At 41.5% G+C, this 16,464-nt stretch carries 12 protein-coding genes; 4 read left to right on the plus strand and 8 right to left on the minus strand.

The window, feature by feature from the left end; genetic code table 11:
- Positions 1-68: 68 nt before the first annotated feature.
- Positions 69-554 (minus strand): hypothetical protein, encoded by a 486-nt coding sequence (locus Q0R88_RS22430; RefSeq protein ID WP_295720655.1) that lies wholly within the window; start codon positions 552-554, stop codon positions 69-71.
- A gap of 240 nt (positions 555-794) precedes the next feature.
- Here Q0R88_RS22430 and Q0R88_RS22435 point away from each other — a divergent pair, with 240 nt between their 5' ends.
- The gene (locus Q0R88_RS22435) at positions 795-1,952 is read left to right on the plus strand and encodes a heparan-alpha-glucosaminide N-acetyltransferase domain-containing protein (protein WP_295720656.1); all 1,158 of its coding nucleotides are present in this window, start codon (positions 795-797) and stop codon (positions 1,950-1,952) included.
- A 192-nt stretch (positions 1,953-2,144) separates the two neighbouring features.
- Here Q0R88_RS22435 and Q0R88_RS22440 read toward each other — a convergent pair whose 3' ends face one another.
- The 7 genes from Q0R88_RS22440 to Q0R88_RS22470 form a co-directional block, all read right to left on the minus strand.
- The gene (locus Q0R88_RS22440; RefSeq protein ID WP_295720657.1) at positions 2,145-4,619 is read right to left on the minus strand and encodes a hypothetical protein; all 2,475 of its coding nucleotides are present in this window, start codon (positions 4,617-4,619) and stop codon (positions 2,145-2,147) included.
- Positions 4,620-4,872: 253 nt separating this feature from the next.
- The gene (locus Q0R88_RS22445; RefSeq protein WP_295720658.1) at positions 4,873-5,664 is read right to left on the minus strand and encodes an alpha/beta hydrolase; all 792 of its coding nucleotides are present in this window, start codon (positions 5,662-5,664) and stop codon (positions 4,873-4,875) included.
- A 96-nt stretch (positions 5,665-5,760) separates the two neighbouring features.
- On the minus strand, positions 5,761-6,621 hold the full coding sequence (locus Q0R88_RS22450) for a helix-turn-helix domain-containing protein (protein ID WP_295720659.1): 861 nt from the start codon (positions 6,619-6,621) through the stop codon (positions 5,761-5,763).
- Between the two features lie 158 nt (positions 6,622-6,779).
- Positions 6,780-7,646: an SDR family oxidoreductase gene (locus tag Q0R88_RS22455; RefSeq protein WP_295720660.1), complete on the minus strand. Its 867-nt coding sequence runs from the start codon at positions 7,644-7,646 to the stop codon at positions 6,780-6,782.
- A 76-nt stretch (positions 7,647-7,722) separates the two neighbouring features.
- Positions 7,723-8,292, minus strand: a complete 570-nt coding sequence (locus tag Q0R88_RS22460) for a TetR/AcrR family transcriptional regulator (RefSeq protein ID WP_295720661.1) — start codon at positions 8,290-8,292, stop codon at positions 7,723-7,725.
- A gap of 229 nt (positions 8,293-8,521) precedes the next feature.
- A complete protein-coding gene (locus Q0R88_RS22465) occupies positions 8,522-9,931 on the minus strand; it encodes a tetratricopeptide repeat protein (RefSeq protein ID WP_295720662.1) in 1,410 nt (469 codons plus the stop codon).
- A 166-nt stretch (positions 9,932-10,097) separates the two neighbouring features.
- Positions 10,098-10,307: a hypothetical protein gene (locus Q0R88_RS22470; protein WP_295720663.1), complete on the minus strand. Its 210-nt coding sequence runs from the start codon at positions 10,305-10,307 to the stop codon at positions 10,098-10,100.
- 349 nt (positions 10,308-10,656) lie between these two features.
- Between Q0R88_RS22470 and Q0R88_RS22475 the strand changes: the two genes are divergently transcribed.
- The 3 genes from Q0R88_RS22475 (at position 10,657) to Q0R88_RS22485 (ending at position 16,449) form a co-directional block, all read left to right on the plus strand.
- Positions 10,657-11,904 carry a YdcF family protein gene (locus Q0R88_RS22475; RefSeq protein ID WP_295720664.1) on the plus strand — a complete coding sequence of 416 codons (1,248 nt, stop codon included), beginning with the start codon at positions 10,657-10,659 and terminating at the stop codon, positions 11,902-11,904.
- Positions 11,905-11,915: 11 nt separating this feature from the next.
- The gene (locus tag Q0R88_RS22480; RefSeq protein WP_295720665.1) at positions 11,916-12,791 is read left to right on the plus strand and encodes a hypothetical protein; all 876 of its coding nucleotides are present in this window, start codon (positions 11,916-11,918) and stop codon (positions 12,789-12,791) included.
- 373 nt (positions 12,792-13,164) lie between these two features.
- Complete coding sequence (locus Q0R88_RS22485) at positions 13,165-16,449, plus strand: TonB-dependent receptor (protein WP_295720666.1); 3,285 nt, start codon at positions 13,165-13,167, stop codon at positions 16,447-16,449.
- Positions 16,450-16,464: the final 15 nt, after the last annotated feature.

A 16,464-nucleotide genomic window follows, 5' to 3' on the forward strand; every position in this document is an offset into this window, starting at 1 on the left:
ACTCGCGCCAATTAAAAGCTGCCGGAAACGAAATCTGTTTGCGGTTGCTCGCCCAGATCAAGAGTTAATTAATTGACAGCATTGTCATAAATATATTTTTGCATATTATAATCATCAGGATATTCCTTACGCGCTTTTTGTTTGGCAGAAATATTTGTGGCACGTTGCATATAATCTTTAGCAATAGATTGCTGGTCATACACATATTTTTGCATCGAATAATCGTCGGAATATTGTTTAATTGCAAAACGCTTTAGCTCCATATCAACCACAATTTTCATATAGGCTTTATCTATTTTTTGCTTATCATACACATAATTCTGCATACTGTAATCATCAGGATATTGATTTTCGGCAAAAAGTTTAAGCTCTGCATCAGTTACGCGGGCCATGTAATTATATCCTTTTTTCTGCTGGTCATATACATACTGCTGCATGCTGGCATCGTTAGGGTATTGACTTTTTGCAATTGACCAAAGTTTTTCGTCTATGTTTTGAGCAAAAGCAGACGAACAAAATAAAATAGCGATTATTAACGCAAGGATAGGTTTCATTGTAATTAGTTATAATTGTGAACTGATAAAAATAGGAATAAAAACAATTATTTCAATAAGTTGAATGCGGTTGCTTGCATGTGCTGTCTTTGCCGACAGATATTTATCACCCCAACAAGCGCGAGGATGCAGCCCCTCCCTGGCGCGAGAATGAAGACTTAGGCAAAACAAAAAGGCTTTTAGCGCCGCCAGAAATCACAGCTATTGAGATAGTTAACGTTTTATTCTATCTTTAATTCGATGAAAGAACGTATACAGTCGATAGACATGGTTCGCGGACTGATCATGATCATCATGACGCTGGACCACACCCGCGATTTTTTGCACCTGGCAGGGCCGCCGCCACTTGATGTGCAGCGCACCACGGTGATCCTGTTTTTTACGCGCTGGATAACGCATTTTTGCGCGCCAACCTTTGTTTTTTTGAGCGGCGTATCGGCATGCCTGGCCGAGCAGCGTAGAACAACCAGCGAGATGACCTCCTTCTTACTAAAAAGGGGCGCCTGGCTCATATTTTCCGACCTGGCAATTATTAGCCTCATCTTCAGCTTCGATGTGCAGTACCATTTCCCGGTACTGGAGGTTTTATGGGCCACGGGCTTTGGTATGATTGTTTTAGCCTTATTGATCCGCGCACCTAAACAGCTTATAGTTGCTGTTGCTATCCTGGTCATTGCCGGCCATAATTTATTGGATAACGTTGATCTGCCTAAAAACGGCACTACGGGCAATCTAATCACCGTATTATTGAACGGAGTAGGGGCGTTGATCCCTATCGGTGCTAACCGGTTTATCTTTGCTATTTATGCGGCCATTCCGTGGACCGGGGCTTTATTGCTGGGCTATGTTTTCGGCCAGCTTTACAAAAAGGGCTATGATGCTGCAAAACGGCGAAAAATATTAATGCTATCAGGCTGCTCGTTAATAGTTCTGTTTATTACCCTGCGGCTCATCAATAATTACGGCGACCCTGCACCATGGGCCGTTCAGCGGAACGCGGCGCATACCCTACTGTCCTTCCTGAACGCGCGTAAACAAACGCCCTCTCTGCTGTTTATGTCGATGACGCTTGGGCCTATATTATTGTTGCTGTCGTTTATCGAGGGTATCAGCAATCGCATCACCAGGTTTTGCATCGTATACGGCAATGTGCCCTATTTTTATTTCATCACGCATTTGGCGCTGCTGCGCGTCATCAATGTAGCCGGGGTTGTACTGACGGGTATTCCCCTGGATTTTCAGAAACCATCCCCCGTATGGGCCGCGCCGGGTTTCAGTATTCCGCTGTGGGCCGTGTACCTGTGCTGGATAGCCGTTATTGCGCTGATGTATTACCCCTGCCGCTGGTATGGGCGGTATAAGCAAACACACAATTGGTGGTGGTTATCGTATATATAGGCGCTTAGGTGGTTCCCCTTGTAGCGGGCGTTTATTTGCTATTTTTTTTAATCGTAACGTTGCCCCCCTTTGGCGCGAGAATGACGACTTGGGCAAAAGCGTAAAGGCTTCTCGTGACATTACCCATTATGCCAGCCTGCCAGATCTGCGACTCGACGTCGCGTTTTTTAAACCATTCCCTCTCAAGAACCACTACTCCTCAGTGCTAACAATAAATTGAGTATTTGAATTACAAATTTTACTAATGGAAAGGCTGCCATCATTTTTAGCTTCCACGCGTTGATTGGAATTGTTTATCCTTACATGGTAGCCCTGTCCTGGTATAAATCCCGTAATAGTAAATATGTATTTGCCTTTTGATGTCACGGTCCAGGCGGTTTTCTTCATTTCCCAGGAATTAATTTTCATATCAATACGAGCAGACTTGCCCGCTACCTGCAAAAGCAAGCTGTCGCTGTTGTGATGAAAATACGTTAGTTTGCCTCCAGTCATCGATGCGCCAAAGCTTTCATTGCTGCGAACTGAAAATGCTTTGCCGCGCATTTCATAATCATTAACGCTGAGTTTAATTTGATACGCAGTATCGCGGACAGTATAAGAAAACTGTGTTCCATCCAGCATTTTAATCATATGGGGCTCCAGGCCCATCCTGTTCCACATGGGCCTGATGCCGTAAATATCCCGGTACAGTGCCGTGATAGAGGTGCAAATGCCTGCTAAAATATCATCTCCCTGGCCCAACTGGGTTACCCTGCTATATCGCTGAGACGAAAGACCGTCCTTTTTGTACTGTTCCAGAATGTTGGTGATATATTTAAGAGCGATGGTTTTGTTGTATTTGGCATAGGCCCTGATGCCGAGATAACCCCACGTAGGGAATATATCCCCGTTTTCATATTTAGGGAACGGCCAGTTTCCCTGCTGTACTTCAGCCCTTTTAAATGAATCGAAACACAAGGGCCAGTGAAACAAATTTTCGGCCTGGGTCCGTTGCTCTATTTGATCAAGGATAAGAGATATTCGCTCCGGATCATCGCATAAACCAAACGCAATTGCTGCGAAATTTACCGGGGTAACCAGGTTATCGCCGTGTACAGAACCATCTTTATCCCGCCAGTACACATATTGCTTTTTGGCAGGCAACCAAAAGCCGCCTTCTTCAACCGGCTTATTAAAGGCCGTTTTGAGGCGTTGCGCTACAGCCGAGTAGTAACCGGATTTTTGTTGATTACCCATTACTTTTTCGCAATTGGCCCATAAATTTAATGCCTCATACAGCTGTGCATTTACAAAGGCGTTTTCATAACCTGCATAAACAATATCCAGCCAGTCGCTGGCCTTTTGTTCGGCTATGTTATTGTTTACCATTTCAAAGATGCCGTTTTTATCCGAGTCACGTTTAATTAGCCAGTCCAGCGCTTTTTCACAACTTGCCTGGTGGGTTTTGAGCCAGGTTACGTTGCCGTTAATATCAAATTGTTCACTTGTGTTGATCACATAACCAGTTTGTGAGTCAACCGTATAACCCCACATCGCTTCATAATAGCCCGTTTGGGCATTGTATGTGCCGGGTATTTCATCGCCCGGCTCATTGTGCCAGCGGGATAATACCCGTCCATCGGCAAGTATGGCCTGGTCACGTTCCTGATCAAGCGTTGCCGATATATTGGCGGTGTAATTTTTATCGTCAACCGCCATGCCTATCTGCGCAAAAAAAGGCTCATGTAAGCATTTCCAGTTACTGAGCCAACCGTTTCCTCCCACAATATTATTATCTACAACACCATACCGCGCGGTGGTGTTCAGCAGCTCCCGTACCGCTGCAGCATCAACACCCGGAAGCTTGCCACGAGAGTATTTTTTAAAATAGTCAACATATTGCAGTTCATAATGTACGGCTACTTTTCCTTTTTCTATTTTAAAAGGAGCAAATACATTGTACCGCTGCGCCACAAACCTGCTTAAGTTGTACCGCTGTTGTAAGGGTTCACCCGTTACTAATTGCGTAAGAGAAAATTCATCTTTCGCCCCGTGCGAGTACTTGGAAGCGATTACGTTTCCTTTCCCGGGTATGGCGTTTATACACAATGCATCCCCCGATTTCGCGTTCCAGAAAGTTACCCCGCCTGTATGAACGCCGTAGGTATCATCTTTTTTGCGAAGGTATTTACACCAAACCATCCCTCCGTTATCTATGATGCCCCCCTTCCAAACAGAAAGATTGGCAAAGTTCCATTTGGGGAAAGCCATATCTTCTAAACCCGCGGCCTTATCGTACTCCCGGGTAATGTCCCAACGGATTTTATCACCGTGTAATTCAAAATCCCACTCTTCTTTTACAGCAATATTGTCATCGCCATAGCTTATCCCCGTTAAACTAATTTTATTCCCTATCTCAGTTACTTTTACATCGCTCAAGTGATTATCCGAAGAAAAAGAGCTGTTTTTCGTTTCGATGCCGGTATATATCCCCATGGGAGATAATGTGTTAATGCCTTTTATATTTAGTTGTTTAATTACACAACCCGATGAGTAATCAATCAGGATAGACAGATTTTTATCCGGAACGGTGATCGTAATCGTTTTAGCCTTAAAATCGTGCTTTATGGCATCGTTTCTATTGGGATAAGAAAAGCCTGCCCCGTGAAAAAATAGCAGAAGAACCAAAAGGGATATTAAAACTCGCCGGATCATGAAATTGCGCTTTTTATAAAAGATGTAATGAGAAAACAAAACTGAAATTTTGTTAAGTATTTGCCGCAAGATAAAGCAGAACAGGCTGATTTGTGCAATTCCATTCCGGAGAAATGCAATAAATAATAAACTTGTTCAGAACCCCGGCTATTAAATTTCCGAAAATTCAAAAGCCCCTTATACCTTGAACGGTATAGGGGGCTTTCGAATAAATATATCCTACAGTTTATTTTACTGCACCTGCTTTAGTGGCTGCTTCAATGATAACTTTAGCAACGGCATCTGGCTGCGAAATAAATACCACGTGACTGCCTTTTATTTCTGTTACTTTGGCGCCGGCACGTTTGTACATCTTGCGTTCTGTATCTGGGTTGATGGCTTTATCTTCAGTAGCTACTACGGCAAAGCTCGGTTTTGTTTTCCAGGCTGCTTCAGTAACCGGCGCTACAAAAGCCTGTACAAAGATAGGGCCTTGTGAAGCATACATAAAGTCGGCTTCCTCCTTGCTTAAATCGGCAGCAAAACCAGCGTGAAATTGATCTTTTGCAAAGTAAATTACGCCTTTATCATCAGGAGGCAATATGCCGTTTACCGATGTTGGTAATAACTGAGCCCATTGTAGGGTTGTTTCACCTTTATCAGGCGCAAAGGCAGCTATATAAACCAGGCCAACTACTTTGGGGTTTATGCCGGCCTCTGTAATTACAGTGCCTCCCCAGGAGTGACCTACCAATATTACCGGTCCGTCTTGTTTGTCAATTGCCCGGTTGGTGGCGTCAACATCATCTTTAAGCGATGTTAAGGGGTTTTGAACAACGGTAACATTGTACCCTTTTTTTGTAAGTATATTATATAATCCTTTAAAGCCAGAGCCATCGGCAAAGGCGCCATGTACCAGCACAACGTTTTTTACGGTTTGTGCTGCTGCTGTTGTAGCTGAGCCAATAATGGTTGATAAAATAATAGCTGAGGCAAATAGTCCGCTTTTTAATTTGTTTTTCAGTGATTGAGTTTTCATGTTTTTGTCTGTTGATTTTTAATGTTCGAATCAACGATACAAAGGTGCGCTAACTCCTGCAGCGGCGGAATGGGCATACTTCCCGATGACTTGTAATTATTTCCCTATGGATGCCATTTTTTTATTGCTCCTGAACTCCGATGGCGAAAAAGAAGTATGTTTTTTAAAATAGTTGCTAAAATAGGCCGCGTCGTCAAACCCCAGTTCATACGTAATTTGCTTGGCCGATTTATCGGTGTAAAACAGCAATCTTTTAGCTTCTATCAGGATTCTCTCCTGGATTATCTGGATGGGGGTTTTGTGATTATATAGTGCAAAAAGGTTTGATAAGGTTTTTGGTGATCTGTTTAACTGTTCGGCATAATAGCTTACACTATGCTGTGTGCGAAAGTTCATTTCAACCAGCAAATTAAATTTCCGCAAAATATGGAAGCGGTCATCATTCAGTTTTACATCCGGGAAACTGCCTGCCCTGGCAAGCCTGGTGACCATGATGATGAGTCGTTTTAACAGCATCAGCAACATATCGTTTTGAATACCATCATTCGTATTCAACTCTTCAACAAAAACATCCAGCAATAACTGCAGTTTGCGTTGGGTATCCTCATCCAAATCAATGAACACATTATCATTCATGCCAAATAAAAAGCCTACGCAGCTCACCTCCGAGTCATGATCAACAATACAATAAAATTCGCGATTAAACTGCCAGGCCACAATATCGGCAGGGCGTTCAAAATAAAATGACTGATTGAACATCAGCGGCAATATAGTTTGCGGCTTAAAATCATACGCCGAACCATCAATGCTTACGCTTTGCTTTTCGCCGCGGTTCCAGGCTATAGTGAAATATTTATTGTCTTGATCGCGTGTGTAAAACAGGCGGTCAAAATCTATTTCGTTATTGAGCAGCAACAGATCGCCGCCCGTGCTCTGGTTAGATACTGATAATTTCATTTGGGGAATAAAGATATTATAAAATCACAGCTTCTGTAAGTACCGCCCAAGGCATGAATTATCGTGCAGAAAATTCCCCCGACAACAGCGCATTTTCGCGCCTTATAAATTTAGTGTAAAGCAGCATTTGAGTATACTGCTTTACACTAAATTGGTGATTATCCATTTTTACGGATACCCATGCTTATTTCTACTATTTCCTGAATCAGGTTATTTACTTTTTCAAAATTTGCGGTTTGCGGGCCGCCGCCAACAACGGTAAACAATGGCCTTTGTCCCTGGGGCAATTCAACTAATGCCAACATAGCATCGGCCACTTCCTGTGGGTCACGGCTTTCCGGTGTTGGATCAAAGTATTGAATTACTCCTTTTTTATAGTTGAGGATATCTTCTCCATATGATGCCTCAACAGCAATATTATTAGGCTGTAATGATTTGGTTGTAATGTCAGTTGTTTGATAAGCTCCCGGCTGAATAGTAGCCACATCAATACCTGAGGATTTCAGTTCATAATGATAACCTACAGAAAGTGCATCCAACGCTGCCTTAGTGCCGTTATAAGTAGTTAAAATAGGAATATAATGCCTTGACTGAACGCTGGTGATGTTGATTATTAAACCATCCTTCTGTTTGTGCATAAACGGCAATACCGCTTTCATCATCCGTTCGGGACCAATGGTGTTAACCTGGAACAACTGTTCGGTTTGTTCAATTGACAGCGCTTCTCCAAGCCCTAAGTAGGAAAGGCCCGCGTTATTGATTAATACGTCAATAACTCCGCCCGATTTTTCACTGATCTCGGCAATGGCTCTTTTAACAGAGTCATTATTGGTTACATCAAGCTCAATAACCTCAACTGTTGCGCCATTTTCTTTAGCCCATTGTTTTAATTCGCCGGCTGGCACCGAGTTTGAACCCGCTATATTACGCATGGTAGCATATACTGTGTGCCCTTTGGCGGCCAGTGTTTTTACTGCCTGAAGTCCGAAACCGCTACTGCTTCCTGTTAGGATGATCTTTTTCATATTGTTGTTTTTTTATGTTTAGTGATTGATATTATTACTTACTTACATATAAGCAAGTATTGCAATTAAATTTTTTTTATTTCGTTTTTAACGACTTTCGCAGGCTATCCATCACCTGGTAAAAGTATTCTTCGCCCTGTACACGCCCTATCTGTAATGATCCCGGCAGTATTGCAGCCCAATTGTTGGCCATTTCCTGAGCTGTAATTTCAAAATTAAACCTCCCGGATTCTAATCCGGCCTGCATTACTTCTGTAAGCCAGGTGCATATAACGTTTAAATACTGGGCCGAGGCAATTTGTAATTTTTCAGACACATCATGATAGGCTGAGCAAAAAGTACCTACCAGGCATAGTTTATGCCCATCTTTAAAATACCTGTCATAACAATCAAGTAAGGCCTCAAGCCCCAGCAATGGATCGCCGTTGGCTGTAAGCCTTATCATATTTACAAACTCCTGCCTGTCCTTTTCAATAACAGCCAAACCCAAATCTTCTTTTAAAGGATAATAATGATGAATGGCTGCATTTTTAATATTTAACGCTGTAGCTATCTGCTTGTAATTAAATGCATGATAGCCTATCGTCAAAATATAATTCCTTCCTAATTCAACAATCTTATCGCGGGTATGTAATGCGGAGTCCATTTACTATTATATATTTTTTTAACGACGCAATGTTACTTACTTCTATGTAAGTAAGCGAATTAATTTTCGATGCTTACAAATTAATTACAAATGCGCGTCTCTTGCCAAGAGATATCATTAAATGAGTTATTTGGGTTGTATTGTGGATTTTACCTCCATAGCCCGCGATACAGCAACAATAAATGGGATTAAATTCCATCAGACAGATCCACTTAAATGCCTCACAATTTCATTTCTTCAAATCACTGCCTGCTTTGGTATCAACAGGCTTGTTTTCGGCCGCTGATGGTTTATGGGGCACTTCAATATGAACCAATTTTTTACGCATCCAACCTCCAAGCCTATGGTGTAGCGGTGCAAGGATAGAAGCGAGGATAACCAGGATAAACAACTCCAATATGGGCAAATGGTTACTGATACGCTGTACAAACGGATGGATAAAAAGCGTAATAAATTCAAAAACAAGTAACAACGAAAGGATCCCCATATACTCGATTACCTTGCGGTGAGTTCGGCCTTTACTAAGTACCAGCAATATCAAAAAGAAAAAGGGAATAAATATAGCAATACCTATAAGCTGCAAATCCACCAATCTTTCGTCTGCCTCCCGTTTCTTTTCTTCTGCTATTTCCTGTTGCCGGGCTGCCTCATTAAAACTAAGGGTTTGTATTTGCTTAACTTTCTCCACATTAAACATGCTATCCTTTGCCGCCATTGCCGTTTTTAGATATAACAACTCCAGATGCTCATTGGATTGCTGATATATTTGAGTAAGCAAATTACTTGCGCTATAAATAGCTATTGGATACTTGGCTTTCTTTGCTGCCTCCAGTGCATTTTTAGCGTAATACACGCTGGAGTCTATTTTATTAATGTTTTTATAGAGCACAGCAATACTGTTATAAGTATCAGCAAGACTGCTTTGGTCGTTATTCTTATTAGCATAAACAATGCTTAATCTGTAGTAATCAAGCGCGAGTGCCTGATGTTTCATTTTATAATTAATATCGCCTAAAATGGATAGGGTATTGGGCAGCATTTCGGGGGCACCTATACTTTGCTGTAACTCATAGGCGCGCATTTCATAACCCAGGGCTAAATTTACTTTATTGAGTTTAATGTAACAGTTACCTATATTGGATAGTACAATGCTCAGGAATTTTTTATTGTGAAGTGATTCTGCAATGGCCTTCGCCTTAAAGTGGTAATATAACGCCTTGGTATTATCGTTTTGATCTGAATAAATAATACCGATATTATTGAGGCAGGCTAACTCACCGGGGCGGTCGTTACTTTCTTCTCTTATCTTTAAAGCACTAAGTAAAAATTTTAGGGCACGATCATATTTGCCATTTTTCCACAACACAACACCCAGCCGGTTTAAGCTGTTGGCCTCGCCGGCCTTATGTTTTGTATTACGGGCAATGGTAAGGGCTTGCTCTGCATAAATTAAGGCGCTATCTGGGTTAAAGGACTGCACTTCCATGCTTTTTTTAACAAGTACAGCAATTTGCGCGGTATCATCGCCCGGATTTTCAACCAGTGATTTTAATAATGCCTTTCCTTTATCTTGCGCATAAGCAATGATTGCACTACTTAGCAGTAGGCAAATAAAAGCGGTTTTTCTATAGGATTGCATTTGCATAAAGCACAGTTAACAAGATAAAAACAGGTCAAAAATGCCTTCTCCCATCTCTTATCAGAACCAGAATTCCCTGTTCTGTAAGATATAAGTTAGCGGATACCCATATTCCAATTCAATTTCGGGTTCCGGATAAGCCTGTAAAATTATGCAACCAATAGGATCAACTTCGGCCAATAGGGGTGTTTTTATCCCTCAAGCTACTTTCCATGGCCAAACTTGGCGCAATTTCGTTTACATCCTGCTCTTCTGAAATACCAATTGGTGTTCCTGTATCAAGAGCATCATTAGTTACATTCTCGTCTGGAGAATTATCTCCAGTGTCTCCACCGCCGATGAATCCATCCGGTGTGTTTTCTTCGATTATATCCATGATTAGTTGTTTAATTAATTACCTTATTTTAAAGCACTTAGTTACACACTACACCTTTTTCATTTAAAATTAGCACTATGAAAACTGATAACCAAATTTTTAAATTTTTATATTCCTTGCAGTAACCAATAGTTATAAACACAGCCATTTTTAACTATAAGGAAATAAATTATAACGAATTAATAGTTAATTCATAGCGCAACACCTCACAAACCGCCCAGAAAAACCTAAAAGCGATGACGCACTATGCAAAAACTCACAAACACTACCAATATTCTATTACAGGAAACCATTTATTAACCTGCAGTTTATTTAGGAGTGCGTTATTTGCAACACACACAAATTTTATATGAACAAACTTTTTTTTATAGTGCTGACGTGCCTTTCAGGGTTCAGTAGTTATGCACAGGTAGCTGGCGCAAACAAAAATTTAAGTACTCCCACAGATTACATAAAAACCAAGAATTATTACCTGCTTACTTTATTTGAGGAGGACAAAGAGGTAAGCGCCCTGCTTAAAAATGATGCAGAACTCACAAAAATCACCCAAAACAAACTCAAGACCCTAAACACTTCACTTACCGATTGCAAGGATGCGGCATGCCTTATAGCCCAGGTAAAACTATCTGCCGAAGATATAGCAGCAGTTGGCAGTCAGCTTACTTTACTCTATAAGCCCGGTAACTCTTTGGATAGGTTGGTTAAAACCCGGTTAATACCATCTGGTGCTTACAGCCTTTATAAAACCCTGACACCAGCGCAACTATTGGTTAAAGCCTGGGAGCAGGATGCGACAGCTATAAACTATACCATAGGCGTTTATGCCGAAGGTGATAAGCCCAATTACCCTGCAATAGATTCTATAAGCTACAACGTACATGCAAAACAATACTATATTTTAATGTATGATTTTAATGCCGCTTTAATAGGCGATGTTAAAAACACTAAATTGTTTTTTGAGCCCTCACTACAGGCCGCATTGCTTTATCTGCAAATTAATGAACGGCAGGACCCCGCTCATTACGAGCCAATGGAATTAACCGTTAACAAAGCAGCGGTTGATAAAATAAAGACCATTAAATGGGCCGGTTTCCCGTACTCAAACATCCTTGTGCCAGGAGCAGGCCCGGATAACCTAACATCTCCATTAAGCGTAGAGGGAATGCTGCGCTGCAGGCTTGCCGAGCAGGAGTACAGGTTGGGCAAAGCGCCATTGATCATTGTTTCGGGAGGTAATGTGCATCCATATAAAACAAAATTCAACGAGGCGGCCGAAATGAAAGTATACCTCATGAAAGTACTGCATGTGCCCGAAAGCGCCATTATTATTGAACCACACGCAAGGCACACCACCACCAATATGCGCAACAGTGCAAGGCTGATATACAAATATGGTATCCCGGCCAATAAACCCGGCATTGTTGTTACCGATAAATCACAAACTGATTTTATAATGCACATGGCCGAGAGATGCGAGAAGGAGCTAAAATATGTGCCTTATAAATTAGATAAACGCAACTCAGAAACCGAAGTAGAGTATTATCCGGTGGAAGAAGCGAAACAAATAGATGCCGACGAACCGCTTGATCCCCGTTAAAATTCATAAACATGCAAAAATTAACACTAACCATATTAGCCGCAGCCTTAGGTATTGGCTCTTTAGTAACCTCCACCGTTGATCAGCAGCTTAGCCGTACAATCACTGTTGATTCTTTAGGGGCCTGCCAGGGCATATCATATCAAAAAGGGCGTATTTTTTTATATGGCGATCGCGAAGTGGGTATGATCCGCGAATTTAAAATGGAAAACGATAGCCTGGTTTATCAGCACAAAGAAATTAAGCTGACCATGAACGGTAACGATGTAATTAATCACCCCACAGGAATTGCCTATAATGGAACCGGACCAACTTTTATTGGTAACTCCATCCGCCTTAATGCAGAGGGTACAAAATGGAAGGCCGTAATATATTGTGTAGATTGGAAAGGGCTGTTAAAAACGGGCACGCTTGATGGCAACTTATTAAATACTATTGATGATGATGCCTGTATACAAGGCACCCGCCCCGAATATGTTAAGTATAATAATAAATGGTATATAGCTACCGCTGATTATGGCGACCACGGTAATGAGGTAAGATTATATGACCCCGAAAAACTAGCCAAAACTTCAAATTCAAAAGCTGAAGGGGTACTTTACAAAAAGTTTACATGCACCCCATGGGTGCAAAACCTGCATTGGATAGCCAAAAATGGCATGCTGGTACTTATCCAAAATAAAATTGAAGGGCGGCAATGGCGCTTTACTTATATCGATCTTAAAAAATCTGTTGAAACCGGTAAACAAGTAATGGTCAACCAAATTGACCATATTGACAGGGGCGATGAGCTGGAAGGCTTCTCTTTTATTGGCGATAATGAAAACGGCATTGCGGTAACATCATCGCGCAAAAACAACGTAAACTTTACCAAAACTACCTGGTAACAGCCGCCCAAAACGCTTAAAAAACTGAAATGCCGGACGTAACGCCCGGCATTTTTTGTTAACGTAAACTTAACTTTTAAGTATCTCCGGCTTAAGATAGTTGGCTTAATTTTGTTGCCAACATCACAATATTAATAACATCTAATTAATATTATTTTATCATAAAGTAATAACGATTATGATAATATTAAAACTGCAGCATATTTAATTTAAACGCCTATGTAACATTAATTTAAACTTAACATCGAACCGGCGATAAATTTAAGAACCGCTGAATGCGCTAACATTCAAACGGTCCCGGAAATAATTGTCAAATAACTAAAAAGCGGTCGAAAGCTTTATTATCGTTTTCTAACAATCAACTTTTAAAAATATGAATAAAAAGATTACCCGTGGTCTTTTTGAAAGGTTTTTGCTAAAACCTTTTATCTGCCTCATGATCATGGCACCCGCGTTTAACTCAAACGCTGCAACCCCCATTAAAATTGCGATTAACCAGGCAATTCAAATATCTGGTACCGTAACCGACGAAACCAACCAGCCTTTACCGGGCGTATCTGTAAGGATAAAAAACAGTGATAAAGGTACGGCAACCGATGCCAAAGGTAAATACAGCATAGCTGCAAATGAAGGCACAGTACTGGTATTTAACTTTATTGGCTATACGCAGCAGGAAGTTACCGTTGGAAGCTCAGAAACGATTAACGTTAAGTTGATGCCTAAAGCAAACATGCTTAACGAAGTTGTTGCCATTGGATACCAAACCATTCGCAAAAGCGATGTTACCGGTTCCATATCCAGCGTTAAATCAAGCGATCTTAACTTATCTGCTCCATCACTTGGGCAGGCATTAGTAGGCAAGGTTTCTGGTGTTCAGGTATCGCAAACAAGTGGCGCACCATACACAAGCCCCAAAATAAGGGTTAGGGGAGTTGGTTCATTCAGTGCCAGTTCTGATCCCTTATATGTTATAGATGGTTACCCTGCAGGTAATGACATTTTCATCAATCCGGATGATGTTGAAAGTATCGACATTTTGAAAGATGCTGCTTCGGCTGCCATTTATGGTTCACGCGCATCTGGCGGTGTTGTCTTAATAACTACCAAACATGGCAAAGAAGGTAAAGGTAAATTTGAATACAGCGTACAAACGGGTATGGACCAGCTGGCAAAAAAGGTAAAGCTTTTAAACTCAGACCAGGCTGCCCAACTGGTAATTGATGGCCGCAATAACACTTATCATGACCTGTGGGTTAATACAGGCCACATTTGGAATGATGCCATGTATTCTGACAACAATGCTACCCGTATTGCCAATGTAAGCAATGCCGGCAGTGTAAGTATTCCTGACGGGTTATATAATTTTGCCGACCAATCATTAATTCACCAAACCGTGAATACCGATTGGCAGGATGAATTGTACCACAACGCTTTTTTTCAAAAACATAACCTGGCATTTTCTGGCGCTTCAAACGGCTTCAATTACTATGTAAGCGGAGCATATCAAAACCAGGATGGTATTATACATACCACAGGGCAGCAGCGCGTTAACTTTCGCACCAATATTGAAGGTGACATAAGTAAAAGATTACACGTTGGAGCCAATGTTGCCTACACTCAAAACACCAATAAAGAAGTTCAGGAAGGTCGTTTTGACCACGGACCGGTTCTTGGCGCCCTTATATATATGCCATATTTACCGGCTTATAATCCCGATGGCTCATTGGCTACCAATGCAGAAGCTTCACAGTCGGCAGCATACGGCTACCAGTCCATCGAAAACCCGGTTGCCCTGGCCGAGCGTACGAAAATTACCCGCAAAGGCTATCGCAGTACTTATAATGCAAACATAGTTTACAACATATTGCCCGGCTTTAATGCTAAAGCCAATTTAGGTACGCAAACCTACAATGAAAAATATGATTACTACCTGCCAACCAACCTAAGCAGCGGTGCTTTCCCTCCGGGATCAACACAATCAATAGCTGCTGCAACGGCAACAGCCCAAACTATTACACAGTTAGATCGCCTGGCCGAGTTTACTTTAAATTACAACAAGCAGTTTGGTAAACATCACATTGACGCCTTGGCTGGTTATACCGCGCAAAAAACAACCAGCGATTTGATCAGTGTTTCTGCAAAAGGGTTCCAGAATGATAATATTCAGGAAATTACATCAAAAGGTGCCGATGCCAGTCTGTTTACATTAAACTCAAATACTGGTAAATCTGTTAATACCTTACTATCATACCTTGGCCGTGTTAACTACAATTACGCCGGTAAATACTTTTTAACAGGCTCTTTCCGTGCCGATGGTTCATCACGTTTTGGCCCGTTAAACAAATATGGCTATTTCCCATCGGTTGCTGCCGGATGGAACGTATCTGAAGAGCCGTTTTATCACAACTTCCTTGGCGATCAGTCAACCGTTAAAATCCGCGCAAGCTGGGGATTAAGCGGTAATTACAACATTCCAAACTATGGTTATCAACAAACACTTGCCAGCCCTACAGGTGTGGTTTTCGGCAACAACACCGTTAATACGGCTACTTACGCAGGCCCTATAGGCGATCAGAAATTAAGCTGGGAGTCAACTTCACAATATAACTTTGGTACCGATATCGGCTTGTTTAATGGCCGCCTGTCTATCATCGCCAACTATTATTTAAGCTACTCTTATAACCTGTTATATAATCAGCCAATCTCGGCTATTTCAGGTAACACCACCATCCTTACCAATCTGCACGATTCAAAGATCCGCAATACAGGATTTGATCTTCAGCTTGATGGCAGAATAGTGAAGTCAAAGGATTTCACCTTTAATGTAAGCGGTAACATTTCGCTTAACCGTAATAAAGTAGTGAAACTACCGGGTAACAATACCATCATCATTAACGGTGCAGAGCGCTCTTACTTAACCAACATCACCACACAGGGCCAGCCAGTGGGTATGTTTTATGGCTTTAAAGTGGGCGGCATAGTAACTCCTGAAAATATCAGCAAAGTTGCCCCATCCGCTTCATCAACCAATCCGGTTAAACCAGGCGACCTGTATTTTGTTGATACCAATGGCGATGGCAAAATAACTGATGCTGATAAAACAGTTATCGGTTCTCCTTATGCCAATTTCACTTATGGTTTTGCCTTAAACAGTACTTACAAAAAGTTTGATATCAGTGCATCCTTTAATGGCTCTCAAGGCAATAAAATACTGGATGGCCAGGATTATTACCTGTACAACATGGAAGGTTCCGGTAACCAATATGCCGATGTTGCCGATCGTTACAGAAATGCCGAAAACCCTGGCGCCGGAAAAGTTTACCGTGCATCACGTGGTGGTACTCAAAGTAACAGCACCCGTTTATCTACATTTTACCTGCAAAGTGGTTCGTTCCTGCGTTGTACCAATTTAACCGTTGGCTACTCCCTTCCTGGTTTTTTACAAAATACCCTGGGTATTAGCAAAGCACGTTTATTTGCCAGTGTAGTAAATGCCTTTACTATTACCAAATACAAAGGTTATAACCCAGAGGTTGATTACAACTACTCTGGCGCGGCATCAAATAATACACAACCAGCCAACCTTGCACCTGGAATTGATTATGGTACTTATCCATTGGTTAGGTCATATAATTTAGGTGTAAATGTTACTTTCTAATGGTTTTTTTTAACA

Origin of the sequence: Mucilaginibacter sp., from assembly GCF_025362475.1 — a bacterium.
GTDB lineage: Bacteria > Bacteroidota > Bacteroidia > Sphingobacteriales > Sphingobacteriaceae > Mucilaginibacter.

What these genes read in the sequence shown, in the direction of transcription:
- Q0R88_RS22465 (WP_295720662.1), bottom strand. Translation starts at nt 9,931, where the DNA reads ATGCAATCCTATAGAAAAACCGCTTTTATTTGCCTACTGCTAAGTAGT.
- Q0R88_RS22480 (WP_295720665.1), top strand. Translation starts at nt 11,916, where the DNA reads ATGCAAAAATTAACACTAACCATATTAGCCGCAGCCTTAGGTATTGGC.
- Q0R88_RS22485 (WP_295720666.1), top strand. Translation starts at nt 13,165, where the DNA reads ATGAATAAAAAGATTACCCGTGGTCTTTTTGAAAGGTTTTTGCTAAAA.
- Q0R88_RS22475 (WP_295720664.1), top strand. Translation starts at nt 10,657, where the DNA reads ATGAACAAACTTTTTTTTATAGTGCTGACGTGCCTTTCAGGGTTCAGT.
- Q0R88_RS22445 (WP_295720658.1), bottom strand. Translation starts at nt 5,664, where the DNA reads ATGAAAACTCAATCACTGAAAAACAAATTAAAAAGCGGACTATTTGCC.
- Q0R88_RS22430 (WP_295720655.1), bottom strand. Translation starts at nt 554, where the DNA reads ATGAAACCTATCCTTGCGTTAATAATCGCTATTTTATTTTGTTCGTCT.
- Q0R88_RS22470 (WP_295720663.1), bottom strand. Translation starts at nt 10,307, where the DNA reads ATGGATATAATCGAAGAAAACACACCGGATGGATTCATCGGCGGTGGA.
- Q0R88_RS22450 (WP_295720659.1), bottom strand. Translation starts at nt 6,621, where the DNA reads ATGAAATTATCAGTATCTAACCAGAGCACGGGCGGCGATCTGTTGCTG.
- Q0R88_RS22455 (WP_295720660.1), bottom strand. Translation starts at nt 7,646, where the DNA reads ATGAAAAAGATCATCCTAACAGGAAGCAGTAGCGGTTTCGGACTTCAG.
- Q0R88_RS22435 (WP_295720656.1), top strand. Translation starts at nt 795, where the DNA reads ATGAAAGAACGTATACAGTCGATAGACATGGTTCGCGGACTGATCATG.
- Q0R88_RS22460 (WP_295720661.1), bottom strand. Translation starts at nt 8,292, where the DNA reads ATGGACTCCGCATTACATACCCGCGATAAGATTGTTGAATTAGGAAGG.